Origin of the sequence: Kitasatospora xanthocidica (genome assembly GCF_014656195.1) — a bacterium.
In the GTDB taxonomy this organism is placed as follows: Bacteria; Actinomycetota; Actinomycetes; order Streptomycetales; family Streptomycetaceae; genus Kitasatospora; species Kitasatospora xanthocidica.
In genome coordinates this window covers 224,403-244,335 of record NZ_BNBY01000001.1, presented here as the reverse complement: position 1 = coordinate 244,335, position 19,933 = coordinate 224,403, and the positions used below count along the sequence as shown (strand labels likewise).

Annotated in this window: 20 protein-coding genes; 16 read left to right on the top strand and 4 right to left on the bottom strand. The window is 74.2% G+C overall.

The features are described 5' to 3' along the window. The first annotated feature begins 40 nt into the window (after nucleotides 1-40). Both IE332_RS01035 and IE332_RS01030 read left to right on the top strand, forming a co-directional pair. Nucleotides 41-1,600: an MFS transporter gene (locus tag IE332_RS01035; protein ID WP_229928196.1), complete on the top strand. Its 1,560-nt coding sequence runs from the start codon at nucleotides 41-43 to the stop codon at nucleotides 1,598-1,600. Nucleotides 1,601-1,722: 122 nt separating this feature from the next. Further along, nucleotides 1,723-2,451: a helix-turn-helix domain-containing protein gene (locus IE332_RS01030; RefSeq protein WP_189913122.1), complete on the top strand. Its 729-nt coding sequence runs from the start codon at nucleotides 1,723-1,725 to the stop codon at nucleotides 2,449-2,451. Nucleotides 2,452-2,468: 17 nt separating this feature from the next. Here the strand turns inward: IE332_RS01030 and IE332_RS01025 are convergent, their stop codons facing one another. Further along, on the bottom strand, nucleotides 2,469-2,873 hold the full coding sequence (locus tag IE332_RS01025; RefSeq protein ID WP_189913121.1) for a VOC family protein: 405 nt from the start codon (nucleotides 2,871-2,873) through the stop codon (nucleotides 2,469-2,471). A gap of 133 nt (nucleotides 2,874-3,006) precedes the next feature. Further along, nucleotides 3,007-4,137: a metallophosphoesterase gene (locus IE332_RS01020; protein WP_373313660.1), complete on the bottom strand. Its 1,131-nt coding sequence runs from the start codon at nucleotides 4,135-4,137 to the stop codon at nucleotides 3,007-3,009. Nucleotides 4,138-4,458: 321 nt separating this feature from the next. Here IE332_RS01020 and IE332_RS01015 point away from each other — a divergent pair, with 321 nt between their 5' ends. Beyond that, nucleotides 4,459-4,992 carry a hypothetical protein gene (locus tag IE332_RS01015; RefSeq protein WP_189913120.1) on the top strand — a complete coding sequence of 178 codons (534 nt, stop codon included), beginning with the start codon at nucleotides 4,459-4,461 and terminating at the stop codon, nucleotides 4,990-4,992. 74 nt (nucleotides 4,993-5,066) lie between these two features. Here IE332_RS01015 and IE332_RS01010 read toward each other — a convergent pair whose 3' ends face one another. Both IE332_RS01010 and IE332_RS01005 read right to left on the bottom strand, forming a co-directional pair. Beyond that, nucleotides 5,067-5,369, bottom strand: coding sequence for a transcriptional regulator (locus IE332_RS01010; protein ID WP_189913119.1), 303 nt, complete (start codon nucleotides 5,367-5,369; stop codon nucleotides 5,067-5,069). Then, nucleotides 5,366-5,836, bottom strand: coding sequence for a hypothetical protein (locus IE332_RS01005; protein ID WP_229928195.1), 471 nt, complete (start codon nucleotides 5,834-5,836; stop codon nucleotides 5,366-5,368). The genes IE332_RS01010 and IE332_RS01005 overlap by 4 nt, the downstream gene beginning before the upstream one ends. Nucleotides 5,837-6,552: 716 nt before the next feature. Between IE332_RS01005 and IE332_RS01000 the strand changes: the two genes are divergently transcribed. The 13 genes from IE332_RS01000 to IE332_RS00940 all read left to right on the top strand — a co-directional run bounded on the left by IE332_RS01000 (nucleotide 6,553) and on the right by IE332_RS00940 (nucleotide 19,880). Next, nucleotides 6,553-7,161: a DedA family protein gene (locus IE332_RS01000; protein ID WP_189913117.1), complete on the top strand. Its 609-nt coding sequence runs from the start codon at nucleotides 6,553-6,555 to the stop codon at nucleotides 7,159-7,161. Beyond that, entirely contained in the window at nucleotides 7,158-7,835 is a 678-nt protein-coding gene (locus IE332_RS00995) for a response regulator (protein WP_229928194.1), read from the top strand. Before IE332_RS01000 ends, IE332_RS00995 begins: the two co-directional genes overlap by 4 nt. Before the next feature lie 333 nt (nucleotides 7,836-8,168). After that, nucleotides 8,169-9,347, top strand: a complete 1,179-nt coding sequence (gene lxmK, locus IE332_RS00990; protein ID WP_229928193.1) for a class V lanthionine synthetase subunit LxmK — start codon at nucleotides 8,169-8,171, stop codon at nucleotides 9,345-9,347. Then, nucleotides 9,344-10,375, top strand: coding sequence for a T3SS effector HopA1 family protein (locus tag IE332_RS00985; RefSeq protein ID WP_189913115.1), 1,032 nt, complete (start codon nucleotides 9,344-9,346; stop codon nucleotides 10,373-10,375). The genes lxmK and IE332_RS00985 overlap by 4 nt, the downstream gene beginning before the upstream one ends. A gap of 80 nt (nucleotides 10,376-10,455) precedes the next feature. Continuing rightward, on the top strand, nucleotides 10,456-10,674 hold the full coding sequence (locus tag IE332_RS00980) for an LxmA leader domain family RiPP (RefSeq protein ID WP_189913114.1): 219 nt from the start codon (nucleotides 10,456-10,458) through the stop codon (nucleotides 10,672-10,674). Nucleotides 10,675-10,731: 57 nt separating this feature from the next. Then, a complete protein-coding gene (locus tag IE332_RS00975; protein ID WP_189913113.1) occupies nucleotides 10,732-10,908 on the top strand; it encodes an LxmA leader domain family RiPP in 177 nt (58 codons plus the stop codon). Nucleotides 10,909-11,145: 237 nt separating this feature from the next. Then, nucleotides 11,146-11,361, top strand: coding sequence for an LxmA leader domain family RiPP (locus IE332_RS00970; RefSeq protein WP_189913112.1), 216 nt, complete (start codon nucleotides 11,146-11,148; stop codon nucleotides 11,359-11,361). Nucleotides 11,362-11,418: 57 nt separating this feature from the next. Next, nucleotides 11,419-11,595 carry an LxmA leader domain family RiPP gene (locus tag IE332_RS00965; protein ID WP_189913111.1) on the top strand — a complete coding sequence of 59 codons (177 nt, stop codon included), beginning with the start codon at nucleotides 11,419-11,421 and terminating at the stop codon, nucleotides 11,593-11,595. A 133-nt stretch (nucleotides 11,596-11,728) separates the two neighbouring features. Beyond that, nucleotides 11,729-12,736: a methyltransferase gene (locus tag IE332_RS00960; protein WP_189913110.1), complete on the top strand. Its 1,008-nt coding sequence runs from the start codon at nucleotides 11,729-11,731 to the stop codon at nucleotides 12,734-12,736. A 91-nt stretch (nucleotides 12,737-12,827) separates the two neighbouring features. After that, complete coding sequence (locus IE332_RS00955; protein WP_189913109.1) at nucleotides 12,828-14,720, top strand: ABC transporter ATP-binding protein; 1,893 nt, start codon at nucleotides 12,828-12,830, stop codon at nucleotides 14,718-14,720. Further along, the gene (locus tag IE332_RS00950; RefSeq protein WP_189913108.1) at nucleotides 14,717-15,679 is read left to right on the top strand and encodes an LLM class flavin-dependent oxidoreductase; all 963 of its coding nucleotides are present in this window, start codon (nucleotides 14,717-14,719) and stop codon (nucleotides 15,677-15,679) included. The genes IE332_RS00955 and IE332_RS00950 overlap by 4 nt, the downstream gene beginning before the upstream one ends. Next, entirely contained in the window at nucleotides 15,676-17,295 is a 1,620-nt protein-coding gene (locus IE332_RS40525; RefSeq protein WP_229928192.1) for a flavoprotein, read from the top strand. The genes IE332_RS00950 and IE332_RS40525 overlap by 4 nt, the downstream gene beginning before the upstream one ends. Continuing rightward, a complete protein-coding gene (locus IE332_RS00940; protein WP_189913107.1) occupies nucleotides 17,292-19,880 on the top strand; it encodes a M16 family metallopeptidase in 2,589 nt (862 codons plus the stop codon). The genes IE332_RS40525 and IE332_RS00940 overlap by 4 nt, the downstream gene beginning before the upstream one ends. The last annotated feature ends 53 nt before the right edge of the window (nucleotides 19,881-19,933 follow it).

Genomic DNA, 19,933 nt, shown 5'->3' with positions numbered 1-19,933 from the left:
CGACGTCCGGGGCATCCTGGACATCCCAAGGGGGAACGCGGTGGAACGGAATCCGCGACGCTGGCTGATCCTGGTCGTGCTCTGCCTCAGCAGCCTGGTGCTGGTGGTCGACAACATGGTGCTCACGGTGTCCATCCCGCCGATCGCGGAGGACCTCGGGGCCGGGGCGCAGGACATCCAGTGGATCATCGACTCGTACATCCTGGTCTTCGCCGGGCTGCTGCTCACCTCGGGCAGCCTCTCCGACCGCTTCGGGCGGCGGAAGGTGATGATCGTCGGACTGGTGCTGTTCGGCGCCGCCTCGCTGGTCGCGGCCTTCGCCGACAGCCCGGGTCAACTGATCGCCGGGCGCGTCCTGATGGGCGTCGGCGGCGCGCTGGTCATGCCGAGCACGCTCTCCATCCTGATCACCGTCTTCGACGACGAGGAGCGGCCGAAGGCGATCGCCGCCTGGACCGCGGTGGCCATGATCGGACTGGTCGGCGGGCCGGTGCTCGGTGGCGCGCTGATCGCGCACTTCTGGTGGGGTGCCGTCTTCCTGCTCAACGTGCCGGTCGCGGCGGTCGCGATCCTCGCGGCGGTGCTGCTGATGCCGGAGTCCAAGGGCCCGTGGCGCCGGCCCGACCTGCCGGGCATGGCGCTGTCGATGGTCGGTATGGCGGCGCTGGTGTGGTCGATCATCGTGCTGCCCCGCGACGGCTTCACCAGCGCCGGCACCCTCGGCGCGATGGCCCTCGCGGTGGCGGCGCTCACCGGGTTCGCCGTACGGCAGGTCCGCACCGACGCGCCGATGGTCCCGCTCAAGCTGTTCCGCAACCGGGTGTTCACCGGGGCCAGCTTCTCGCTCGTCCTGCTGACCTTCGCCACCGGCGGACTGATGCTGGTGCTCACCCAGCACCTGCAGTTCGTGCTGGAGTTCTCGCCCACCGACACCGGGCTGGCCTTCATCCCGCTCGCCGTCGCCTCGCTGCTCTTCAACGGGGTGGGCGCCGCGCTCGGCAAGAAGGTCCCGGCACGGGTGCTGACCGCCGTCGGCATGCTGGTCATCGCGGGCGGGTTCGGGCTGCTGGCCACCCTCTCGGTCGGTGACGGCTTCACCAAGGTCGCCCTGGCCATGCTGGTCCTCGGCGTCGGTTCCGGCCTCGGCATGCCGGCCGCCGCCAACGCGCTGATGGGCGCGATCCCCGGCGAGCACGCGGGCGTCGGCTCCGCGCTCAACGACACCATCCAGCAGTCCGGCGCCGCGCTCGGCGTGGCCGTCCTCGGCACCGTGCTGTCCGGTACCTACACCGGCGCGATGCCCGACGGCGCCCCGGCCGCCGCGCGCCACGACATCACCGGCGCGCTCGCCGTCGCGGGCTCCACGGGGGACGGCGGGCTGGTCGCGGCCGCCCGCGAGGCGTTCAACACCGCCACCTCCACGACCTTCACGGTGGGCGGCATCGCGGTCGTGGCGGCCGCGGGGCTCACCCTGGTGCTGATGCGCGGCGGCGGCGGCGACGGCGACGGCGACGGCTCGGCGAAGGCCGCGGACGCCGGGGAGTCGGCGGGGTCGGCGGGGTCGGCGGGGTCGGCGGGGTCGCTGGAGACGGCGGGCTGAACCGCCGTCCGGCCGTACGGCGGTCCCGAGACGTACGGCCCCGGTCGCCTCGTGCGGCCGGGGCCGCCGGCGTCCCCGGGCACCCCGGGCGTTCCCCGGTGCGGGCGCGTAGCCTTCGCCCCATGGCCTCCGAGTACGTGGAGCGCGCGTCCCGGCTGCCCGGTGCGGTCGTGTGGACGAAGGGCGCCGTCGCGCGTACCGGCGCGGGCACGGGCGACGGCGAGGCCGGGCCCGCCGGGCTGGTGCTGCCCGACGGCTGCATGGACCTGCTGTGGACCGAGGGCCGGCTGCTCGTCGCCGGCCCCGACACCCGGGCCTTCCGCCCCGGCCCAGGACTGCGGGGCCCGTGGGCCGGGGTGCGGTTCCGCCCCGGTGCCGCACCCGCGCTGCTCGGCGTCCCCGCGCACGAGCTGCGCGACCGCCGGACCGACCTGGCCGACCTCAGGCCCGGCGCCGAGGTGCGGCGCCTCACCGAACGGATCGACGCCGCGCCCGACCCGGCCGCCGCCCTGGAGGACCTGGCGCTGCGCCTGGCGGCCGAGGCGCGGCCCGAGGACCCGCTGCTGCGGGCGGTGGTCGCCGCGCTCGCCGCCGGCCGGAGCGTCGCGGCGACGGCCGAGGCGGTCGGCCTCGGCGAGCGGCAACTGCACCGCCGCTCGCTCACCGCCTTCGGCTACGGGCCCAAGACGCTCGCCCGCATCCTGCGCATGCAGCGCGCCCTGGCGCTGGCCCGCTCCGGCGTCCCGCTCGCCGAGACGGCGGCCCGGACGGGCTACGCCGACCAGGCCCATCTGGCCCGCGACGTAAGGGAGTTGGCGGGGCTGCCGGTGACCTCCCTGCTGAGCCGCTAGGGCCCGTCGGCAGCTGTTCAGGGCAGCGGCGCGAGCAGGTCCACCCCGTTGCCGTCCGGGTCGTGGACGACGGCGTACCGCTGGCCCCAGAAGGCGTCCCAGGGCTTCAACTCCCCGTGGTACCCGGCGCCGGTCAGCTCCTCGTACAGGGCGTCCACCTGCGCGGGGCCCTCGCACCGGAACGCCAGCGAGGTGCGCCCGCCCCCGGTCGGCGGCCGCCAGGACGGGTGGAACGAACGGATGGTGGACTCGGCGTCGAGCACCAGGAGCAGCCCGCCGGGCAACTCGGCCTCGACGTGCGGCTCCTGCTCGGCCCCCTCGGGGAACGCGAGGCCGAGCCGCCGGTAGAACGCGACGGAGGCGGCCACATCGGAGACGGCGAGCCCGACGAAGGCGAACCGCGGTGCTGGTGTGCTGTTCATGGCCACCACGCTAGGCAGCCCGCACCCACCGGGTCTTGAACGAATCGGACGCCTCCGCCCGGCCGGGAAGCCCCTCCGCCCGGCCGGAAGCGCCTCCGCCCGGGAAGCGCCTCCGGCGGCCGCCCCCGTCGCGCTACCCGGCGGCCGGGGCGGTGCCCGAGCGCAGGGTGAGCAGGGTGATCTCGCTCGGGGCGAAGACCCGGAAGGGCGGGCCCCAGAAGCCGGCGCCCCGGCTGGTGTAGAGCAGGGTCCGTTCGCCGTGCCGGCTCAGGCCGTGGACCACCGGCTGGTCGATCCGGACGAGGAAGTTGAACGGCCAGATCTGGCCGCCGTGGGTGTGCCCGGAGACCTGGAGGTCGATGCCGGCGGCAGCGGCCCGGGGGACGAACTTGGGCTGGTGGGCGACGAGCAGGACCGGTCGGTCCGGGTCCGCCCCGGCCAGGGCGTCGGACAGGTTCGCGCGGTGTCCGGCCAGGCCGGAGGACTCCGCGGTCACGTCGTCCACGCCGGCGACCACGAGGGCGTCCCCGCCGCGCTCCACCACGACGTGGCGGTTGTGCAGCGGCTCCCAGCCCAGCTCCGCCATGCGGTCCAGCCAGCCCTGGGCCTCGCTGCCGTACTCGTGGTTCCCGGTGACGTAGACCCTGGCCAGCCGGGACCGGATCGCCCCGAGCGGTGCGGACTGCTCCCGGCGCCGGCCGGGGCTGCCGTCGGCGATGTCGCCGGCGTGGACCACGATGTCGGCGTCGAGCGCGTTGACCGCCTCGGTGACCCGGGCCGACCAGGCCGCCCGGTCGATCGGTCCGTAGTGGGTGTCGGCCAGGAGCACGACCCGGGTCCCGTCCAGGCCGTCGCCGAGGCGCGGGAGGTGGACGTCCAGCCGCTTCACCCGGGGTACGCGCATCGCCTCGTGGTGCCCCCAGCCCAGCAGCCCGGCCGAGACGGCCGCCACGGCCACGGCCACGGTCCTGGCCCGGTCGGTGCCGCCGACGTCGAGCCCGCCCAGGACGAGGTCCACCAGGCCGCCCGCCACCGACCAGGTGAACAGCACCCAGACCACCCCGAGGCTGGTGTCCGCGACGCGGGCGGCCCGGTCGGACTGCCGCGGCCCGTGGCCCGCGAACATCAGGAAGGGGAAGGAGACCAGCCAGGCGGCGCAGACGGCCGTGCCGGCCAGGAAGACCGGGAGCGGCCGGTCGGTGCCGGAGGCGAAGAGCGTCCACCACGGCGGGAGGCACAGGACCACGAGGACGAGGACGACCACGGCCGTCCGCCGCAGGGTCCGGGACCGCCGCCGTCCCCGGCTCCCGTCCGGAGTCCCGGCGTCAACAGGCTCCCCGGCTGTGGCCCCGGTACCGGGACGCGGGTCGGCCGCGACGCTCCCCGGCGCCGCGCCGGACGGCCGGAGGTCCGACCCCGGCCCGTTGGATCCGCTGTCAGTCACTGCGCCGCCCCTCGTGTTGGCTTGTTCCTCCATCATCCGGGATCGGGACCGCGACCGGGCTTGATCGGTAGGCTCATCAGCCTTTCCCGGTCCACGATGACGAGGCCGGGCCGACTCTCGATGTCCAGGAGCCGAACGGGGATGTCTTCGCCCACCCAGCGCCGCAAGGTGCGACTGTCGCAACACCAGACGGCCGAAAGCCCTTTCGGGCCGATACAGATCGACTACGACCGCTGGCCGTCGGTGGTCGCCCGCCTCCACGGGGCGGGGATCCCGGTCGTCACGGTGGTTCCGGGCCGCGAGCACGGCGCCATGACCCTCAACGGGCACCACGTGCCCGCGAAGGAGCGCGCGAGCGGCTGGGACCCCCGGCGGAAGGCGCGCACCCGGACCGCCCTCCTGGGCGACCGCACGTACGAGCTGCGCCCGGTCTCGCTGCGCCGGGCGGAACTGCGGCGCAACGGGGTGCTGATCGCGGAGGCGCGCGGCGGCCTGCGCTCGTACTCCCCGGGCCGCTCGATTCCGGGCCTCGGTGCCCGGGTGGCCTGGTCCCACGGCGTCGACCCCACCGATGTCGCGGTGGGCCAGGCCATGGTGCTGGCCTTCGGCGCCGGTGCTCCGGGCGCGGTGCTGGGGGCCCTCCTCTTCTGGGTCGACAACACCGGTACCGGCTGAGGATCCGGGCGGACGGGGGCCTGCCGCCGGGGGCTCGACGGCTGCGGCTTCGGCTGTGCGGCGCGAGGCCGGGGTTACTGCCTGCCCTCGGCGAGGTCCAGGAGGCGGCGGAGTTCGGCGATGTGGCCGTCGAAGGCCTTGCGGCCGCGGGGGGTCAGCGCGAGCCAGGTGCGGGGGTAGGACGCGCCCCGGACCTTGGTGACGCTGACGTACTCGGCGGCCTGCAGGGCCTTGACGTGCTTGCTCAGCACCGAGTCGCTGACGTCGAGGGACTGACGGACCACCGAGAACTCCATCGCGTCGACGGCGGCGAGCATGGTGCAGATCTGCAGTCGGTTCGGCGCGTGGATCAGCTCGTCGAAGACCGGCCCGGTCATCGCCCCGCCCGGATGTCCCGGCGGGCCGCGGCGTCGGCGCGGTACCCCACCACGACGGTGAGCGCCCCGATCACGAGGCCGGCCCCGGCGATGGCCCACCGGACGTCCGCTCCCCACTCCAGGGTCATCCCGGCCGCGGCCAACACGACCAGGGCGAGCAGGTAGCCGGCGTACAGCCTGCGGGTCGCGGGGGTGGCGGTGAGGGCGGCGAAGGAGACCCCGGTCGACTGCCGGAGCGCCCACCCGAGGCCCAGCACCACGAGGACGAACACCGCGCCGCTCCAGGTGGCGGCCCGCAGGCTCATCGAGACGAACCAGGCGGCGAGCGCCGCGCCCAGCCCGGCGTGGTACCACCACGGGGTGCGGACCCGGTCGGCCGCCCGGGAGCGGGCGTCGGCGACGGAGTCCAGGGCGGCACGGACGGAACGGGGGTCGGACGGGCCGGAGTTGCGCGAAGTGCTTTCCATGGTGGAAACCATAGGCATACTACTGTCTGCCTTGGCAAGTAGTTCGGCGGCGGCCGGGCGTCCCCGGGTGTCGCGCGCCTTGCGCCCCGGGTGCCGTGCGGCCCGTACCCGGGCGGTGCGGGGCCCCGGCGGGCTCTCGCGCGACCCCCGCCGGAGGGCGGCAAAAGCCCCGCCGATCGGCTGCGAACTCCAGTCGATCGGCGGGTCTGTAATGTGCTGGTAAAGGTTGAAGCCCCGCTTCGGCTATGAGACGATCATCGCGCCGATGCCCGGCATCGGCGGTCCTGGCCCAATCGGGAATTTGCGCAGGACGGGGGGTCTTCATGCGCAGGTTTTTTGTTGTTGACGGTGGACTTCTGAGGCCTGCCCGGCCGACCGGTGTCGATCCCGGTCCGCGGCCTCCGCAGGCGGATTCCCTGCTCCCCGACCGGTTCGTGCGTGTGAATTCCGCATAGTCCGCAGAGCGGCCGGATATGGCCGCGGTCGTTTCACGAGATGCACGGCTCTGATTCCGGGGTCTTCCCTGCCCGCGGAGGTCCGCCGATATTTTCCGGGGGCGGCTTCCGGGTACCTACAGAACGCACTGGAGGTCCCTCTTGACCACCACGTCCGAAACCGAACCGAAAAGCCGGAAACGGCCGCTCGACAAACCGTGGCTGCCCTGGGGCGGCGCCCCCACGTCGAGGGACCTTTTCTGCTGGTACGCGGTGTGGCTGGTGTTCGCCTACTCGTTCGCGATGTGGCCGCTCAAACCCTGGCTGATCGGCACGGATCCGGTGCTGCTCGCGGCGCTGACCGGCACGCCGAGTTCGATGACCGTCGCGGGGGCGTTCGCCCGCGTCGGCGAGGCCTCGATCGTGACCGTGCTGATCGCGGGCGTCATCGGGAAGCTGAAGTTCGTCTGGGTGTTCTGGCTCGCCGGGCGGCTGTGGGGCGGGAACGTGGTGCGGCTCCTCGCGGGGACCCCGCCCGAGGGCGCCGTCCGGCGCTCCCGCAGCATCCTGGCGCGGGAGACGCCCGCGAGCCGGCGGATCATCGCCGGAGCCGTCGTGCTCTCCCCGCTGCCCCTGATCCCGGCCACGCTCGCGTTCGCCTCGGCCGGCTGGGTCGGGATGGGCCTCCCGCTCTTCCTCCTGCTCGCCCTGATCGGCGTGGCCGCCTGGGCAGGGCTCTTCACCACGCTCGGCTACACGATCGGACAGCCCGCCGTCGACCTCGCCGAGACGATCACCGACCACGCCGTCTGGGTTTCCCTGACCGTCATCGCCGGGGTCTTCCTGGCACAGGTGGCGATGAGCATCCGAGCAGGCAGGAACCGATCGTGACCCTCACCCTCATCGTCGACGACCAGCCCCTGCTGCGCGCCGGCCTGCAGATGATCATCGAGTCCGCCGAGGACCTCAGGGCCCGGGTCGCGGGCGGTGCCGAAGCGGTCGCCGAGGCCCGGCGCTGCCGGCCGGACGTCGTCCTGCTGGACATGCAGGTGAGCGGCGCCGACGGCTTCGGCGTCCTGAAGGACCTGCTGGACCTGCCCGGATCCCCCCGGGTCGCCGTGCTGGCCCCGCCCGTCATGGACGAGGGGGTGCTCAGGGCGCTGCGCATGGGGGCCGCGGGCTTCCTGCTCCGGGACACCGGTCCGGACCAGCTGCTGGCCTCGGTGCGGGCCCTGGCGGTCGGCAGCACCGTGCTGTCCACCATGGCCGCCTCCCGGCTGCTGTCGGAGGTGGCGGACGACGTCCGGCACACCGACGCCACGCTGGCGGCCAGACGGCTGACCGCCCTGCTGAGCGTGCGGGAGGAGGAGGTGCTCGCCATGGTGGCCGAGGGCCTGTCCAACGCCGACATCGGGCGCCGGCTGGTGATCGGCACGGGGACGGTGAAGGACTGCGTCAGCGACATCTTCGCCAAGCTCGGCGTGGCCAACCGCGTCCAGGCGGCGGTGATCGCCCACCGGGCCCAGCGGACCGGCCGCGCCCCGCTGCCGACCAGGGCCGCCTGACCCGGCCGATTCCCCCGTCGATTCCCTTCGGGTTCCCGTTGAATTCCTGAGAGCGTATTTCTCGGGCACGGTCCCGAAAACTCGTTTCCGAAACCCCGTGGCGGGTTCCGGGTGGCCTCCGCCATCCGGAGCCCGCTTTTCCGTGTCCGATGCCCGGGCCCGGCGCCCCGCTCCCGCCGGGCAGCCGATCGGCTGCGGATCCGGCGCAACGGCAGCCGGTCGGCTGGCGGCTACCGACGATCGGCGGCTTCCGGCGGTCCCGCCGGAAGCGCGAGGATTTCCTCAGTTCGAGGGACACGAGTTCCGACTGGGCAGCGAGGAATGGAGGTGGCCGTGCCGGGAACCACGCTGGCAGGTTCCGGAGCGAAGCCCGCCGAGGAGCACCCGGCCGGGGCGCCGGAAAAGGCGGACGGGAATTCCCGTCCGGCATTCCGGCCGGCCGATCTGGACGCTTTCCCGGAGGTGGACGCCCTGCTGGAGAAGCTCGGCGTCGGCGCTTTCGTCCGTGATTCCGTCACCGCTCCGGTCGGCCGCAACCACGCCTGGTCCGGGGACACCGCGAGCGGCCGGCGGGTCTTCGTCAAGCGGCTGGTCGGCGGGGAAGCCGACGTGCGGGAGCGGATGGCGCGCATCCAGTCCTTCGAGGACTTCGTCGAGGCCGTGGACGAGCTGGCGGCGCACGTGCCGGTGCTGCTCGGCTCCGACCGGGCGGCCGGGCTGGTGGTCTTCGAGCACGTCGAGGCCAGGACCGGCGCCGAGCTGATGGTCGACGAGGACTTCGACGGCGAACTGGCCTTCGTGGTGGGGCAGAAGATCGGTGTCCTGCACTCCGCCGTCCCTGTGGGCGACGTGGACACCACCGAGCCCGTCATGCCGGAGCCGGCGCTGCTGCGCGGGCTGCCGCTGGCCATGTTCAACGAGCTGAGCTTCGCCGAACTGGAGGCGTGGCGGCTCATGCAGCGGGACGAGGCGCTGCGGTCGGCGCTGGAGAACCTGCGGCGCTGGGAGAAGGACGCGCCGCGCGTCCCCTCGCACACCGACTTCCGGGTGGACCAGCTGCTGATCAAGGACGGCGACGTCCCGGTCATCGCGGACTGGGAGGAGTTCCGCCTCGCGGACCCGGCCCGGGACGTGGGAGCGTTCGCCGGGGAATGGCTGTACCGCTCGGTCCTGGACATCGTCACCAACCGGGGGGACGGCGACGTCCCTTTCCCGGACACCGAGTTGACCCACGAACAGATCCTGGCCCGCGGCGCGGAGAAGATGGAGCGGCTGCTGCCGCTGGTGCACCACTTCTGGCGCGGATACCGGACCCGTACCGAGCCCGACCCCGGGTTCGCCGTGCGCGCCACCGCCTTCGCCGGCTGGCACCTGCTGGACCGGCTGATCGCCGGCGCGGCGCAGAGCCAGCGGCTGTCCGGCATCGAGCGGGCCGCCGCCGGGGTCGGCCGCGGCGCCCTGATCACCCCGCACCGCTTCGCCGCCCTGCTCGGATTCGAGGACACGCCATGAGCGACACCCCTGTCTCCCCCGCGCTGCTCGCGGCCGCCGAGCGCGTCAGCGTGCTGCCGGACCGCACCGGCGCCACCGTGGGGAAGCGGCAACTGGAGGCCGAGACCCCCAGGGAACTGCGCCGGCTCCTGTCGGACGCGCTCTACCACGAGCTGCACGCGGGACTCGACGTGGAGGGCGGCTCGCTCCCGTTCCGGCTCCGGGACCCGGAGTTCGAGGCGGAGCTCGCCAAGGCCGTACCGCACCGGGAGACCACGCTGCGCGGAGTGCTGCGGGAGGTCGGGGAGGACACCCACCGGGTCGAGTTCGGCGGGGTGACCGTCCGGGTTCCGGCCGAACGGGTCCTCGTCGAGGGCGAACCGGCGGCCGGTGCGGTGGCGGCCGGTGCGGTGGCGGGCGGTGCGGTGGCGGCCGGTGCGGTGGTGGGCGGTGCGGTGGTGGGCGTGCGCAACACCTCGCTGCGGCCGGCGCTGTCCCCCGGGTTCTTCATGGTCGAGGGAACGCGTCCGCACCGCTCGCGGGAGGTGCTGCGGGTCTACGTCCACGTCGAGTCCTGGCAGGCGGCACGCCCGGTCTGGCACGCCGCGCTGACCCACCTGGAGGCGAACCGGGTGACGTACCGCTCGAAGATCGTCTCCTCCAAGCTGCTGTACCCGCGCCGGGACGCCCTGGTGGTCTACCTGGACCAGCAGGACCGCGAGGCCGTCCACGGACTCGCCGAGGCCGTGGGGGAGTTGCCCGGCCTCGGGTCGGACACCTCGGTGTTCACCCGGCGGATCCGCCCCGGCGTGTCCACGGCCTGGGAGCCGCGCGATCCCGCGCCGGGGATGGACGGGCTGAGCTTCGGCCAGCACCGGGCCAGCGTGCTCGCCAAGGCCCTGGTGGACACCGCGGACGCGCCCGACACCTTCGTCCGGGTGCTGCACGGCCACCTGGTCGCCGCCAACGTCGACCCGGCGGACCCCTACCGCAACCTGGACTCCCTCGACGTCTCCGGCCCCCGTGCGGCCGAGCCGGTCCAGGGCTGAGCCGACCCGGAGCTGAGGTGGGTTCCAGGGGGCGTGTCCGCGTCCCCTGGTTTCAGCTCAGATTCGACGGAGGGTCAGTCATGGAGAACAAGAGCGCGGTTATCACCGACCTGGTTGCCGGCTACAGCGCCTACACCGAGGCGGAGGAGCTGACCGTCAGCGCCGCCGCCGGCGCCCCGGCCACCACCTGGGTCTGTGTTTCCGTCTCCGTGTCCCGCGTCAGCTCGGCCAAGTGCGCCAGCTGGGCGGGTGCCTCGATCAGCGCCGCCAGCGGTGCGACCTACGAGATCACCTGCTGACGGTCCGTACCGAGGCGTCATCCCCCGACCGGTCGAGGAACGAGAGGAGGTGAACACATGAAGACCACCGCGATCATGGAGCTCGTCGCGGGTTACGAGGCCTACGCCGCCACCGAGGAGCTGCAGGTGGACGCGGCCGCCGACGCTCCGGCGACGACGATCTTCTGCGCGAGCGCGGGCGCCTCCTGGCTGGCCAGCGCCGTCTCCGCGAAGACCTTCAAGGGCGGCTGCTGATCCGCCCCGGTGGGCCGACGGCCCGGAGCCGCTAGGCCAGGCTCCGGGACGGACGGACGGACGAGCAGGGCTTCGGCCGGCACCGGATGCGCGTGCCGGCCGAAGCCCCGGCGGAGACCTCGACCACCCCGGGCACCCCGGGCACCCCGGGCACCCCGAGCCATCGGTGCCGAGGTGGGTTCCAGGGGGCGTGCCCGCGTCCTCTGGTTTCAACTCGGATCCGATGGAGGGTCAATCATGGAGAACAAGAGCGCGGTCATCACCGACCTCGTCGCCGGCTACAGCGCCTACACCGAGGCGGAGGAGCTGACCGTCAGCGCCGCCGCAGGCGCCCCCGCCACCACCTGGGTCTGTGTCTCCATCGCGTCCCGCGCCAGCTCGGCCCGCTGTGCCAGCTGGGCGGGTGCCTCGATCAGCGCCGCCAGCGGTGCGACCTACGAGATCACCTGCTGACGACCCGTATCGAGGCGTCATCCCCCGACCGACCGACGAACGAGAGGAGGTGAACACATGAAGTCCACCGCGATCATGGAGCTCGTCGCGGGCTACGAGGCCTACGCCGACACCGAGGAGCTGCAGTTCGAGGCGGCCGCCGACGCCCCGGCGACGACGCTCTTCTGCGCGAGCGCCGGTGCCTCCTGGATGGCCAGCATCTTCTCCGCCCGGACCATCAACGGCGGCTGCTGACCCGCCCCTTCCGGGGTGACGGGTTCCCGACCGCCCCGGTGAGGACCCGGGTGCGGGTCGTCGGCTGCCGGCCGACGGCCCCACCCGGGCCCCGTACCGCACGAGCACCACCAACCACCTGGGGGCACTTGCCATGGAGGACACGACTCGCGCCGAGCGGCTCGTGGAGCTTGCCGACCTGCTGCGACCGTCCGCGATCCGGGCGGCGGCGACCCTCGGTGTCGCCGACCACATCGCCGCGGGGGCGGACTCCACCGAGGCGCTGGCCCGGCTGACCGGCGCCCGCGCCGACGCGCTCGACGCCCTGCTGCGCTACCTGGTCACCCTGGAGCTGCTGGACCGCGACGCGGACGGCCGCTACGCGCTGACCGAGGCGGCCGGTCCGCTGCGGGAGGACCACCCGTTCTCCGTCCGCGAGTTGCTGCGGTCGGACGGTGTCACCGGCCGGTCGGACCTGGCGCTGGTGGACCTCGTCCACACCGTGCGCACCGGGGAGCCCGCCCACGTGGGCCTGTTCGGCCGCGGCTACTGGGAGAGCGTCAACGAGGGCGGCTCCGCCGCGGAGGCCATCGCCCGCGCCTCCTCCGGGCAGCTGGTGTTCGACGCCCAGCTCATCCTCGACGGCTACGACTGGTCGGGCGTGCGCAGCGTGGTCGACGTCGGCGGCAACACCGGCACGATCCTGATCAGCCTGCTGCGGCGCCACCCGCACCTGCGCGGCACCCTGGTCGACCTGCCGAGCACCGCGCGCGTCGCGGAGCGCAACCTCGCCGCCGCCGGCCTCGCCGAGCGCAGCGACGCCGCACCGGGCAGCTTCTTCGACCCGCTGCCGAAGGGCCGGGACGTCTACCTGCTGTCGGCGATCCTGGGCGACTGGAACGACGAGGACGCGGTCGCGATCCTGCGCCGCTGCGCCGAGGCCGCCGGCCCGTCCGGAAAGGTGCTGCTCGCCGACGTCAGCCTGGACGTGGTGATGCGGGGCCCGGAGGGGCCCCGGATGGAGCTGTGGCTGCGCGCCATGATGCCGACCCCGGTGCGGAGCGTGGCGGACCTGAAGCGGCTCGCGGAGCGGGCGGGGCTGCGGGTCGGCTGGGAAGGACCGGTGACCCCGGTCAGGTCGTTGATCGAGTTCTCGCTCTAGCGAGCGCCGATGGGCTCGAGGGGAGCACCGATGGGCTCTAGCGAGCGCCGATGGGCTCGAAGGGAGTGCCGATGAGCTCGAGGGGAGCACGATGATGAGTACGGCGGGCAGTACCGCGGACGCGCCGTCCGAGCGGCTGCACATCCTGCGGGAGATCTTCCGGGGCAAGCGCCTTCAGGTCGCGGGCGTCCTGGCCCTGGCCCTGGCCTCCACGGCGGCGACACTGGCCCTGCCCTGGACGGTGGGCAAGCTGCTGGAGGCGATCCAGGCGAGCGAGGGCCTGGCCCGGTGGACCACGGTGATGGCGGTGGTCGGCCTCGGGTCCGCCGCCGCCAACGCCCTCGCCACCTACCTGCTCTCCCGGATGGGCCACCAGCTGGTCGGCCGGCTGCGGGTGCGGAGCATGCGCCACTCCATCGGCCTGAACCTGGCGACCGCCCGCAAGGAGGGCACCGGGAACCTCGCGGCGCGGCTCACCGTGGACGCCTCGGCGATCAAGAGCATCGTCGACATCGGGCCGATCCAACTGCCGATGTCGCTGGTCACCCTGGTCGGAACCATGGTGATCATGGGCATCCTGGACTGGGTCCTGCTGCTCATCACGCTCGGGGCGTTCCTCGCCGCGCTGGCCGTGGTCGGCGGGGTCGTCGTCTCGCTGAGGCGCCGGTACATCGCGATCCAGAACGAGGTCGGCTCGCTCACCGAGCACTTCGTCGCCGCGATCCAGGCGCTCACGGTGATCAAGGCCTACCGCGCCGAGCGCGTCGTCTCGGCCGAACTCGCCACCCGGGCCGAGCGGGTCGCCGGATTCGCGACCCGCGCCTCCGCGATGGAGGCCCTGATGGTGCCCGTCATCAACCTGGGCCAGCAGATCGCCCTGGTCGCGGTCATCCTCGGCGGCGGCGCCCGGATCACCGGTGGCGACCTCGACCTCGGCACCTTCGTGTCGTTCCTGCTCTACCTCTTCCAGCTCACCGCGCCGCTCATCATGGCGATGTCCGGGATGAGCACCATCCAGGCGGGCCTGGCCTCCCGGCAGCGCTTCGACGACCTGTTCGCCCTGCCGTCCGAGGACCTCGACGCGCGCGCGACGGACGGGCCCGCGCCCGCGCCGGTGCCGGACGCCCCCGCCGTACGGTTCGAGCAGGTCGAGTTCTCGTACGGGCAGGAGCCCGTGCTGCGGAAGGTCGACCTGACCGTCCCCGCCACCGGACTGACCGCGATGGTCGGGCTCTCCGGCTCCGGCAAGTCCACCGTGCTCGGCCTGGTCGAGCGGTTCGTGGAGCCGCAGGACGGCCGGATCGAGCTGTTCGGCCGGGAGGCGGACGCCTGGTCGCTGGCCGAGCTGCGCGGCCGGCTCGCCTACGTCGACCAGGGCAACACCCTGCTGCGGGACTCCGTGCGCAACAACCTGACGCTCGGCCAGGAACGGCCGCTGGACGACGAGACGCTGCTCCGCGCGCTGCGGGCGGTCGGGCTGGAGGAGGACGTCACCCGGCTCCCGTCCGGCCTGGACACCGTCCTCGGCGGCGCCCACGACCTCTCGGGCGGCCAGCGCCAGCGCCTGGCCCTGGCCCGGGCGAGCCTCTCGGACGCCCCGCTCGTCCTGCTCGACGAACCGTCCTCGCAGCTGGACAGCGTCAACGAGCTGCGGCTGCGCAACCTCGTCGACGGGATCAGCCGCGACCGCGCCGTCCTCGTCGTCGCCCATCGCATCTCCACCGTGCGGCACGCCGACCACGTGATCGTCATGGACGGCGGCGAGGTCAAGGCCGAGGGCCGGCACGAGGACCTGATGCTGACCAGCCCGATGTACGCGGAACTGGTCCGGGGCCAGCAGCTGGGGCTGCTGGAGGAGAAGCCCCGCTCCGGAGAGCCGTCCGGAGAACCGTCCGGAGCGCCGTCCGGAGAACCGTCCGAAGCATCGCCCGAAGAGCAGTCAGAAGAACCGTCCGAAGCCCTGGCCGGAGGCCGCAACCGATGACCACCTACTCGTTCCTGGCCCCGATCGCCCCCCTCCGCCCGGAGCAGCTGCTGCCGTACGCCGCCCTCGCGCAGTGGAGCGCGGCACACCGGATGTGGCAGGGCCAGGCCGTGATCAACGACCCTTTCCAGGACCTCACCCACGTCTCCGCCTGCGGCTTCCGGGTGCCGACCGGCACCGGCGTGACCCTGATGCCGCTGCGCCACCCCTACCAGGCCGCCATCCAGGCCCACGGGCTGGCGGTGGCCAGCGGGCACCCGGTGGTGGCCGGGTTCGGGCCGGGCTCGGCCGCGTTCCAGTACAGCATGATGGGCGCGCCGTACCGCAGCCAGCTCGGCGCCGTGCGCGAGTACGTCACGATCATGCGGGACCTGCTGGAGAAGGGCGAGGCCGACCACGTCGGCGAGTACTTCACCTGCCGCTCGCCGTTCGCCCTGGTGCCCCGGCCGCCGGTGGAGATCGGCCTGGGCGTGCTGCGGCCCAGGATGGCCAGACTGGCCGGCGAGATCGCCGACGTCGCGATCACCTGGCTGACCCCCGCCCCGTACGTGCGCGACACCGTCATACCGGCGCTGCGGGAAGGGGCCGCGGCGGCCGGCCGGCCGGTGCCCAGGGTCGTGGCGACCGTCCCGCTGGCGCTGGCGGCGGAGGGCCGGAACCCTGCCGAACTCGCCGCGATCAGCAACACCGCGCACACGATGCTCCCGCACTACGCCGACATGCTGCGCCGCTCCGGCATCGAGACCTCCACCGAGGACCCGGCGGCCAACGCCCAGGCACTGCTGGACGGCGGCGCCTTCCTGTACGGGGACCGAGCCGAACTTGCGGACCGGTTGCGGGAGTTCGCGGACGCCGGCGTGGACGAGATCGTGCTCAACGTCACTGGCGTCCACGCCCGGTACGGCGAACGCGCCTCCCTGGCCGAGCTGGAGACCCTGCTGGAAGCGGTCGCCCGGTGATCGGCGAGCCGCACCCGGTGACCGGCGGGCCGCAGGTCGGCAATTCCGACGGGATCCCCGACCTGGGGCTGGAGCGACTTCTCATCGTCGTCACCGGCTCCGCCTACGCCTGGTCCCTCCCGTACTGGCTGGACTGGCTGCGCCTGAACCACCCCGGCGTGGAGGTCCGGGTGGTGCTCACCCGCAGCGCGGAACGCTTCGTGACCAGGCAGGTGATCGCCGCCCGGACGGGCGGGACGGTGTGGAGCGACAGCTGGCCCGAGGACGAGGCCACCGCGCGCCACGTCGAGTGGGCGCGGTGGGCGCAGGCGATCGTGGTCTACCCCGCGACCGTGCACTTCCTGGCCCGGCTGGCGCTGGGCCTGGCGGACAGCCCGGCCCTGCTGGCCGCGCAGTCCACCCGGGCGCCGGTCGTCGTCGCCCCCGCGCTGCCCCCGGGCGCCCTCGACGGGGACGCCTTCCGGGGCCACTGGGCCACGCTGGCGGCCCGGCCGAACGTGGTGCTCGTCCCGCCCGTCCCCGGACGCAGCCTGACCACGGGCCAGGACGACGCCTGGGTGCCGCCGGGCCTGCCGCACGCGCTGCGGCTGCTCGTCGAGAGCCGGCCGGAGCCCGACGCCTCGTCCTCCGGGGAGTCCTCCGGGGACCCGACGTCGGACGGCGAGTTCGGCACCGGGCTGCTGCGGACCTCGGTCCGGGAGCTTCCGGGCGGCGGCTGGCGCTGGCGCCGCACCCCGGGGCCGCTGGCGCCCACGCCCTTCCAGCCCGTCGACGAGGAGCTCGACCGCCTGCTGGCGCGGGCCGGCTCCGGCCCCGACTCGGGCTCCGGTCCCGACTCGGGCTCCGGTTCCGGTCCCGGTCCCGACTCGGGTTCCGGTTCCGACTCCGGCAACGGCGGCGCCCGGCTGGTGCCCGGCACGGCCGACGGACCCGCACGGCGCTACGAGGTGCGCGGCGAGGTCTCCGTCGCGCACCTGCTGCTGAACGGCGGCCTCGGCCCCCACCTCGCCGGGCCGCTCCGCGACCTGGGCCGGCTGCTGCGCGCCCTGCACCGGCTGGAGCCGCCGACGGGCCGCCCGGCCACGCCCTCGCGCGCCCTCGCGCGGCTCGGCGACTGGCTGGGCGGCCGCGCCGCGAGCCCCCGCGCGGCCTGCGCCCAGGCCGGGCTTCGCCGCGAGCTCGGGGAGGAGCGCTGGTCCCGGCTGCTCGCCTGGTACCGCCGCACGGCGGGCGACCCCGACACCACGCTCGCGCACGGCGCGCCCGGACTCGGATCGCTCGTCGTCGACCACGCCTCGGGCGGTGTGGACCTGCTCGTCGGCGAGGACGTCTGCGCCCTGCCCTGGTACCTCGACCTGGGCTGGGTGGTCGGTGAACTGGTGGAACTCCAGTGGCAGTTGGGCGGGGACAAGGCCCAGTGGCAGGCCCTCACCGACGCGCTCTTCGAAGGGTACGGCCGCGACCTCGGCCCGGAGTGGCACCGGATCGCCGCGCTGCGGATCCTGCTCCACGTCCACGACATCGCCGCCTACCTGGACGGCTTCGACCACGGCTTCGACCACTACGCCGGGTTCCTGCGCTTCCTGGTCGACCTGGACGGCAAGGAGGCCTCATGAGCGGGCGCGAACTCCACCGCGCGACCCTCGGCAACGGCCTGCGGGTGGTCCTCGAACGGCAGCCGGGCTCCCCGCGCACCGCGGTCTGCGTCCACTACGGCGTCGGCTACCGCTCCGAGCGACCCGGCCAGGAGGGCTTCGCCCACCTCTTCGAGCACCTGATGTTCCGCGGCAGCGCGAGCCTGCCCCCCGGAAGCTTCTACGACCACATCCACCCCCTCGGCGGCCAGGCCAACGGGACCACGCACCAGGACTACACCGACTACCACCAGCTCGTTCCCGCCGCGGTGGTCGAACGGGCGCTGTTCGCCGAGGCCGACCGGATGCGCGCCCCGGTCTTCACCGAGCACACGCTGGCCGAGCAACTGGCCGGCGTCGAGGAGGAGATCCACCAGGCGGTGACGGCCCGGCCGTACGGAGGCCTGCCGTGGCCGCTGCTGCCCGGCGTGGCCTTCCGCAGCTTCGCCAACGCGCACGACGGCTACGGGCGGGTGGACCAGCTGCGCACCGCCACCGTCGAGGCGTGCCAGGAGTTCTTCCGGGCGCACTACGCGCCCGGGAACGCCGTCCTCACCGTGGTCGGCGACCACGAGCCCCAGCAGCTGCTGGCCCTGGTGGAACGGCACTTCGCGGACATCCCGTCGCGCCCGGCCGGGCCGGCCCCCGACCTGCGCGAACCGGCCCTCGCCGAGGACCGGTGGCAGACCTGCACCGAGCCGTCGGTCACCGCCCCGGCCGTCGCCGTCGGCTACCGGCTGCCCGACCCGGTCGGGGACCTCACGGGATACCTCGCGCACGTCGTACTGGCCGAGATGATCAACCACCACGGGCTGGACGGACTCCGGGCCGTGTCGGCCGGCTGCGGCGTCTTCGGCCCGCTCGACGCGCGGGACCCGGACCTCCTGGTCCTCACCGCCCTGGTGCCGCCCGGGGAGTCGGCGCGGCGGACGGTCGAGACCGTCACCGGCCGGTGGGCCGGGTGGGCCGACGACCCCCGGTTCGGGCAGCGGCGGGCCCAGGCCGTCCGGCGCCTGCTCCTCAAGCACCACCGGCAGTACGCCGACGCCTATGCGCGCAGCCGGGCCCTGGGCTGCCTGGAGCTGCTGTTCGGGAGGGCCGAACTCCTCGACGAGTACCCGGCCCTGCTCGGTGAGGTCGACCCCGCCCTGGTCGCCGCCGCGGCCCGCCGGCTGGGGACGGCCGCCAAGGGGGTCCTCGTGATGAACCCGGGCCCGGCCCGGACCCGCCCCGCGCCGGACCACGGCGCCGCACCTGATCCGGGGCGGCCCACGTCCACCGGCGTCGCTCCCGCCGTTCCCTCCTCTCCCGGCGCCCTCGGCCCGGCGCCGGCCAGGCCCGTTCCGCCACCCGCCGTCCAGCCGGCGCCCCGGCACGGGCCGCGCCGCGAGACCCGGTCGGCCGGCGGTACCCGTGTGGTGGCCGTCCGGGACACCCGCAGCCCGCTGGTGGAGCTGCGGTTCCGGCTGCCCTTGCTGGAGACGGGGTGGCGGAACCCGCAGCACCTGGACGCCCTGGTCCGGCTGCTCGCCGAACGCACCGACGCGGCGGCCCGCGCGGAGGCCGCCGGCGGCCTCCTCCACCTGGCCACCGACGGCCAGTGGTTCGACGTCACCGGATGCACCACACCGGCCCGCGCGGGGCACTGGCTGGGACTGCTGCGCGAACTCCTGCTCCCTCTCGGCGAGGTGACGCCACTGCGGGTACCGCGGCGCCCCCGCTCCCCGGAGGCGCTGATGGACACCGCGCTCCGCCGCCACCGGCTCGGCGGCCCCGCCGACCGGCCAGAGGAGGACGGCCTGACGGACCTCGCCGAGGTCCATCGGGCGGTCCTGGGCAGGGGCGGCGGCTGGCTGGTCGCCGTGGGCGACCTCGACGCCGAGCAGTTCGCGGCGGAGGCCGAACAGGCCCTGTCCGGCTGGCCCGCGTCCCCGTCCGACCGGCCCTCGCCTCCGTCCGGCGAATCCGCGCCCCCGACCGGCGGCGCACTGGCCCTGCCCCACGAAGCCCTGGACCTGGTGCACCTGACCCTGAGCGCCCCCGAACCCCCGGGCGACAGCGGGGCGGCCGCACGCTTCCTGGCCACGGCCGTCACCGGCGTCCACCCGCTGTCCCGGCTGGCGGTCCGGGCGCTCGACGCGGGCCTCCACCACCCGCTCCACTCGGGGCGTGACCTGCTCCTCGACGAGCCCCGGGCCTACGTCCGGGCCGTCCTCCCCCCGCAGGACGCCGCGCGCGCACTCGACACCATCCGGACATCCCTGCGCAGCCTGCGAGCCGAGCCCGTCACCGCCGCCGAACTCGACCCGATCCGCTCCTTCTGCGCCGCCCAACTGCTCGGAGCCTTCGACACCCCCGCCACCAAGGCGGACCTGCTGCGCGACGGCGTGTCGGCCGGCCGCCCCCTCGACTGGGCGGAACACCTCCCGGACGCCCTCCGCCGCACCACGGCCCCCGAGGTCGCCGCCGCGTGCGCCTCGCTCTACCCGGCCGACACCATGACCCTGGTCGCCCTCGGCAGCCCCGGCCCGGTCACCGCCCTGACCGACCACTGGACCCGCACCTGACCCCGCCACCATGGGCGGTGCGCCGCAGGTCTCCTTCGCGAGTCCGTGGGACG

Bases quoted from the DNA above. Each gene is read 5' to 3' on its own strand.
- IE332_RS01030 (WP_189913122.1), top strand. From the start codon at position 1,723: ATGGCCTCCGAGTACGTGGAGCGCGCGTCCCGGCTGCCCGGTGCGGTC.
- IE332_RS01025 (WP_189913121.1), bottom strand. From the start codon at position 2,873: ATGAACAGCACACCAGCACCGCGGTTCGCCTTCGTCGGGCTCGCCGTC.
- IE332_RS01015 (WP_189913120.1), top strand. From the start codon at position 4,459: ATGTCTTCGCCCACCCAGCGCCGCAAGGTGCGACTGTCGCAACACCAG.
- IE332_RS01010 (WP_189913119.1), bottom strand. From the start codon at position 5,369: ATGACCGGGCCGGTCTTCGACGAGCTGATCCACGCGCCGAACCGACTG.
- IE332_RS01005 (WP_229928195.1), bottom strand. From the start codon at position 5,836: ATGGAAAGCACTTCGCGCAACTCCGGCCCGTCCGACCCCCGTTCCGTC.
- IE332_RS00985 (WP_189913115.1), top strand. From the start codon at position 9,344: ATGAGCGACACCCCTGTCTCCCCCGCGCTGCTCGCGGCCGCCGAGCGC.
- IE332_RS00980 (WP_189913114.1), top strand. From the start codon at position 10,456: ATGGAGAACAAGAGCGCGGTTATCACCGACCTGGTTGCCGGCTACAGC.
- IE332_RS00975 (WP_189913113.1), top strand. From the start codon at position 10,732: ATGAAGACCACCGCGATCATGGAGCTCGTCGCGGGTTACGAGGCCTAC.
- IE332_RS00970 (WP_189913112.1), top strand. From the start codon at position 11,146: ATGGAGAACAAGAGCGCGGTCATCACCGACCTCGTCGCCGGCTACAGC.
- IE332_RS00965 (WP_189913111.1), top strand. From the start codon at position 11,419: ATGAAGTCCACCGCGATCATGGAGCTCGTCGCGGGCTACGAGGCCTAC.
- IE332_RS00960 (WP_189913110.1), top strand. From the start codon at position 11,729: ATGGAGGACACGACTCGCGCCGAGCGGCTCGTGGAGCTTGCCGACCTG.
- IE332_RS00955 (WP_189913109.1), top strand. From the start codon at position 12,828: ATGATGAGTACGGCGGGCAGTACCGCGGACGCGCCGTCCGAGCGGCTG.
- IE332_RS00950 (WP_189913108.1), top strand. From the start codon at position 14,717: ATGACCACCTACTCGTTCCTGGCCCCGATCGCCCCCCTCCGCCCGGAG.
- IE332_RS00940 (WP_189913107.1), top strand. From the start codon at position 17,292: ATGAGCGGGCGCGAACTCCACCGCGCGACCCTCGGCAACGGCCTGCGG.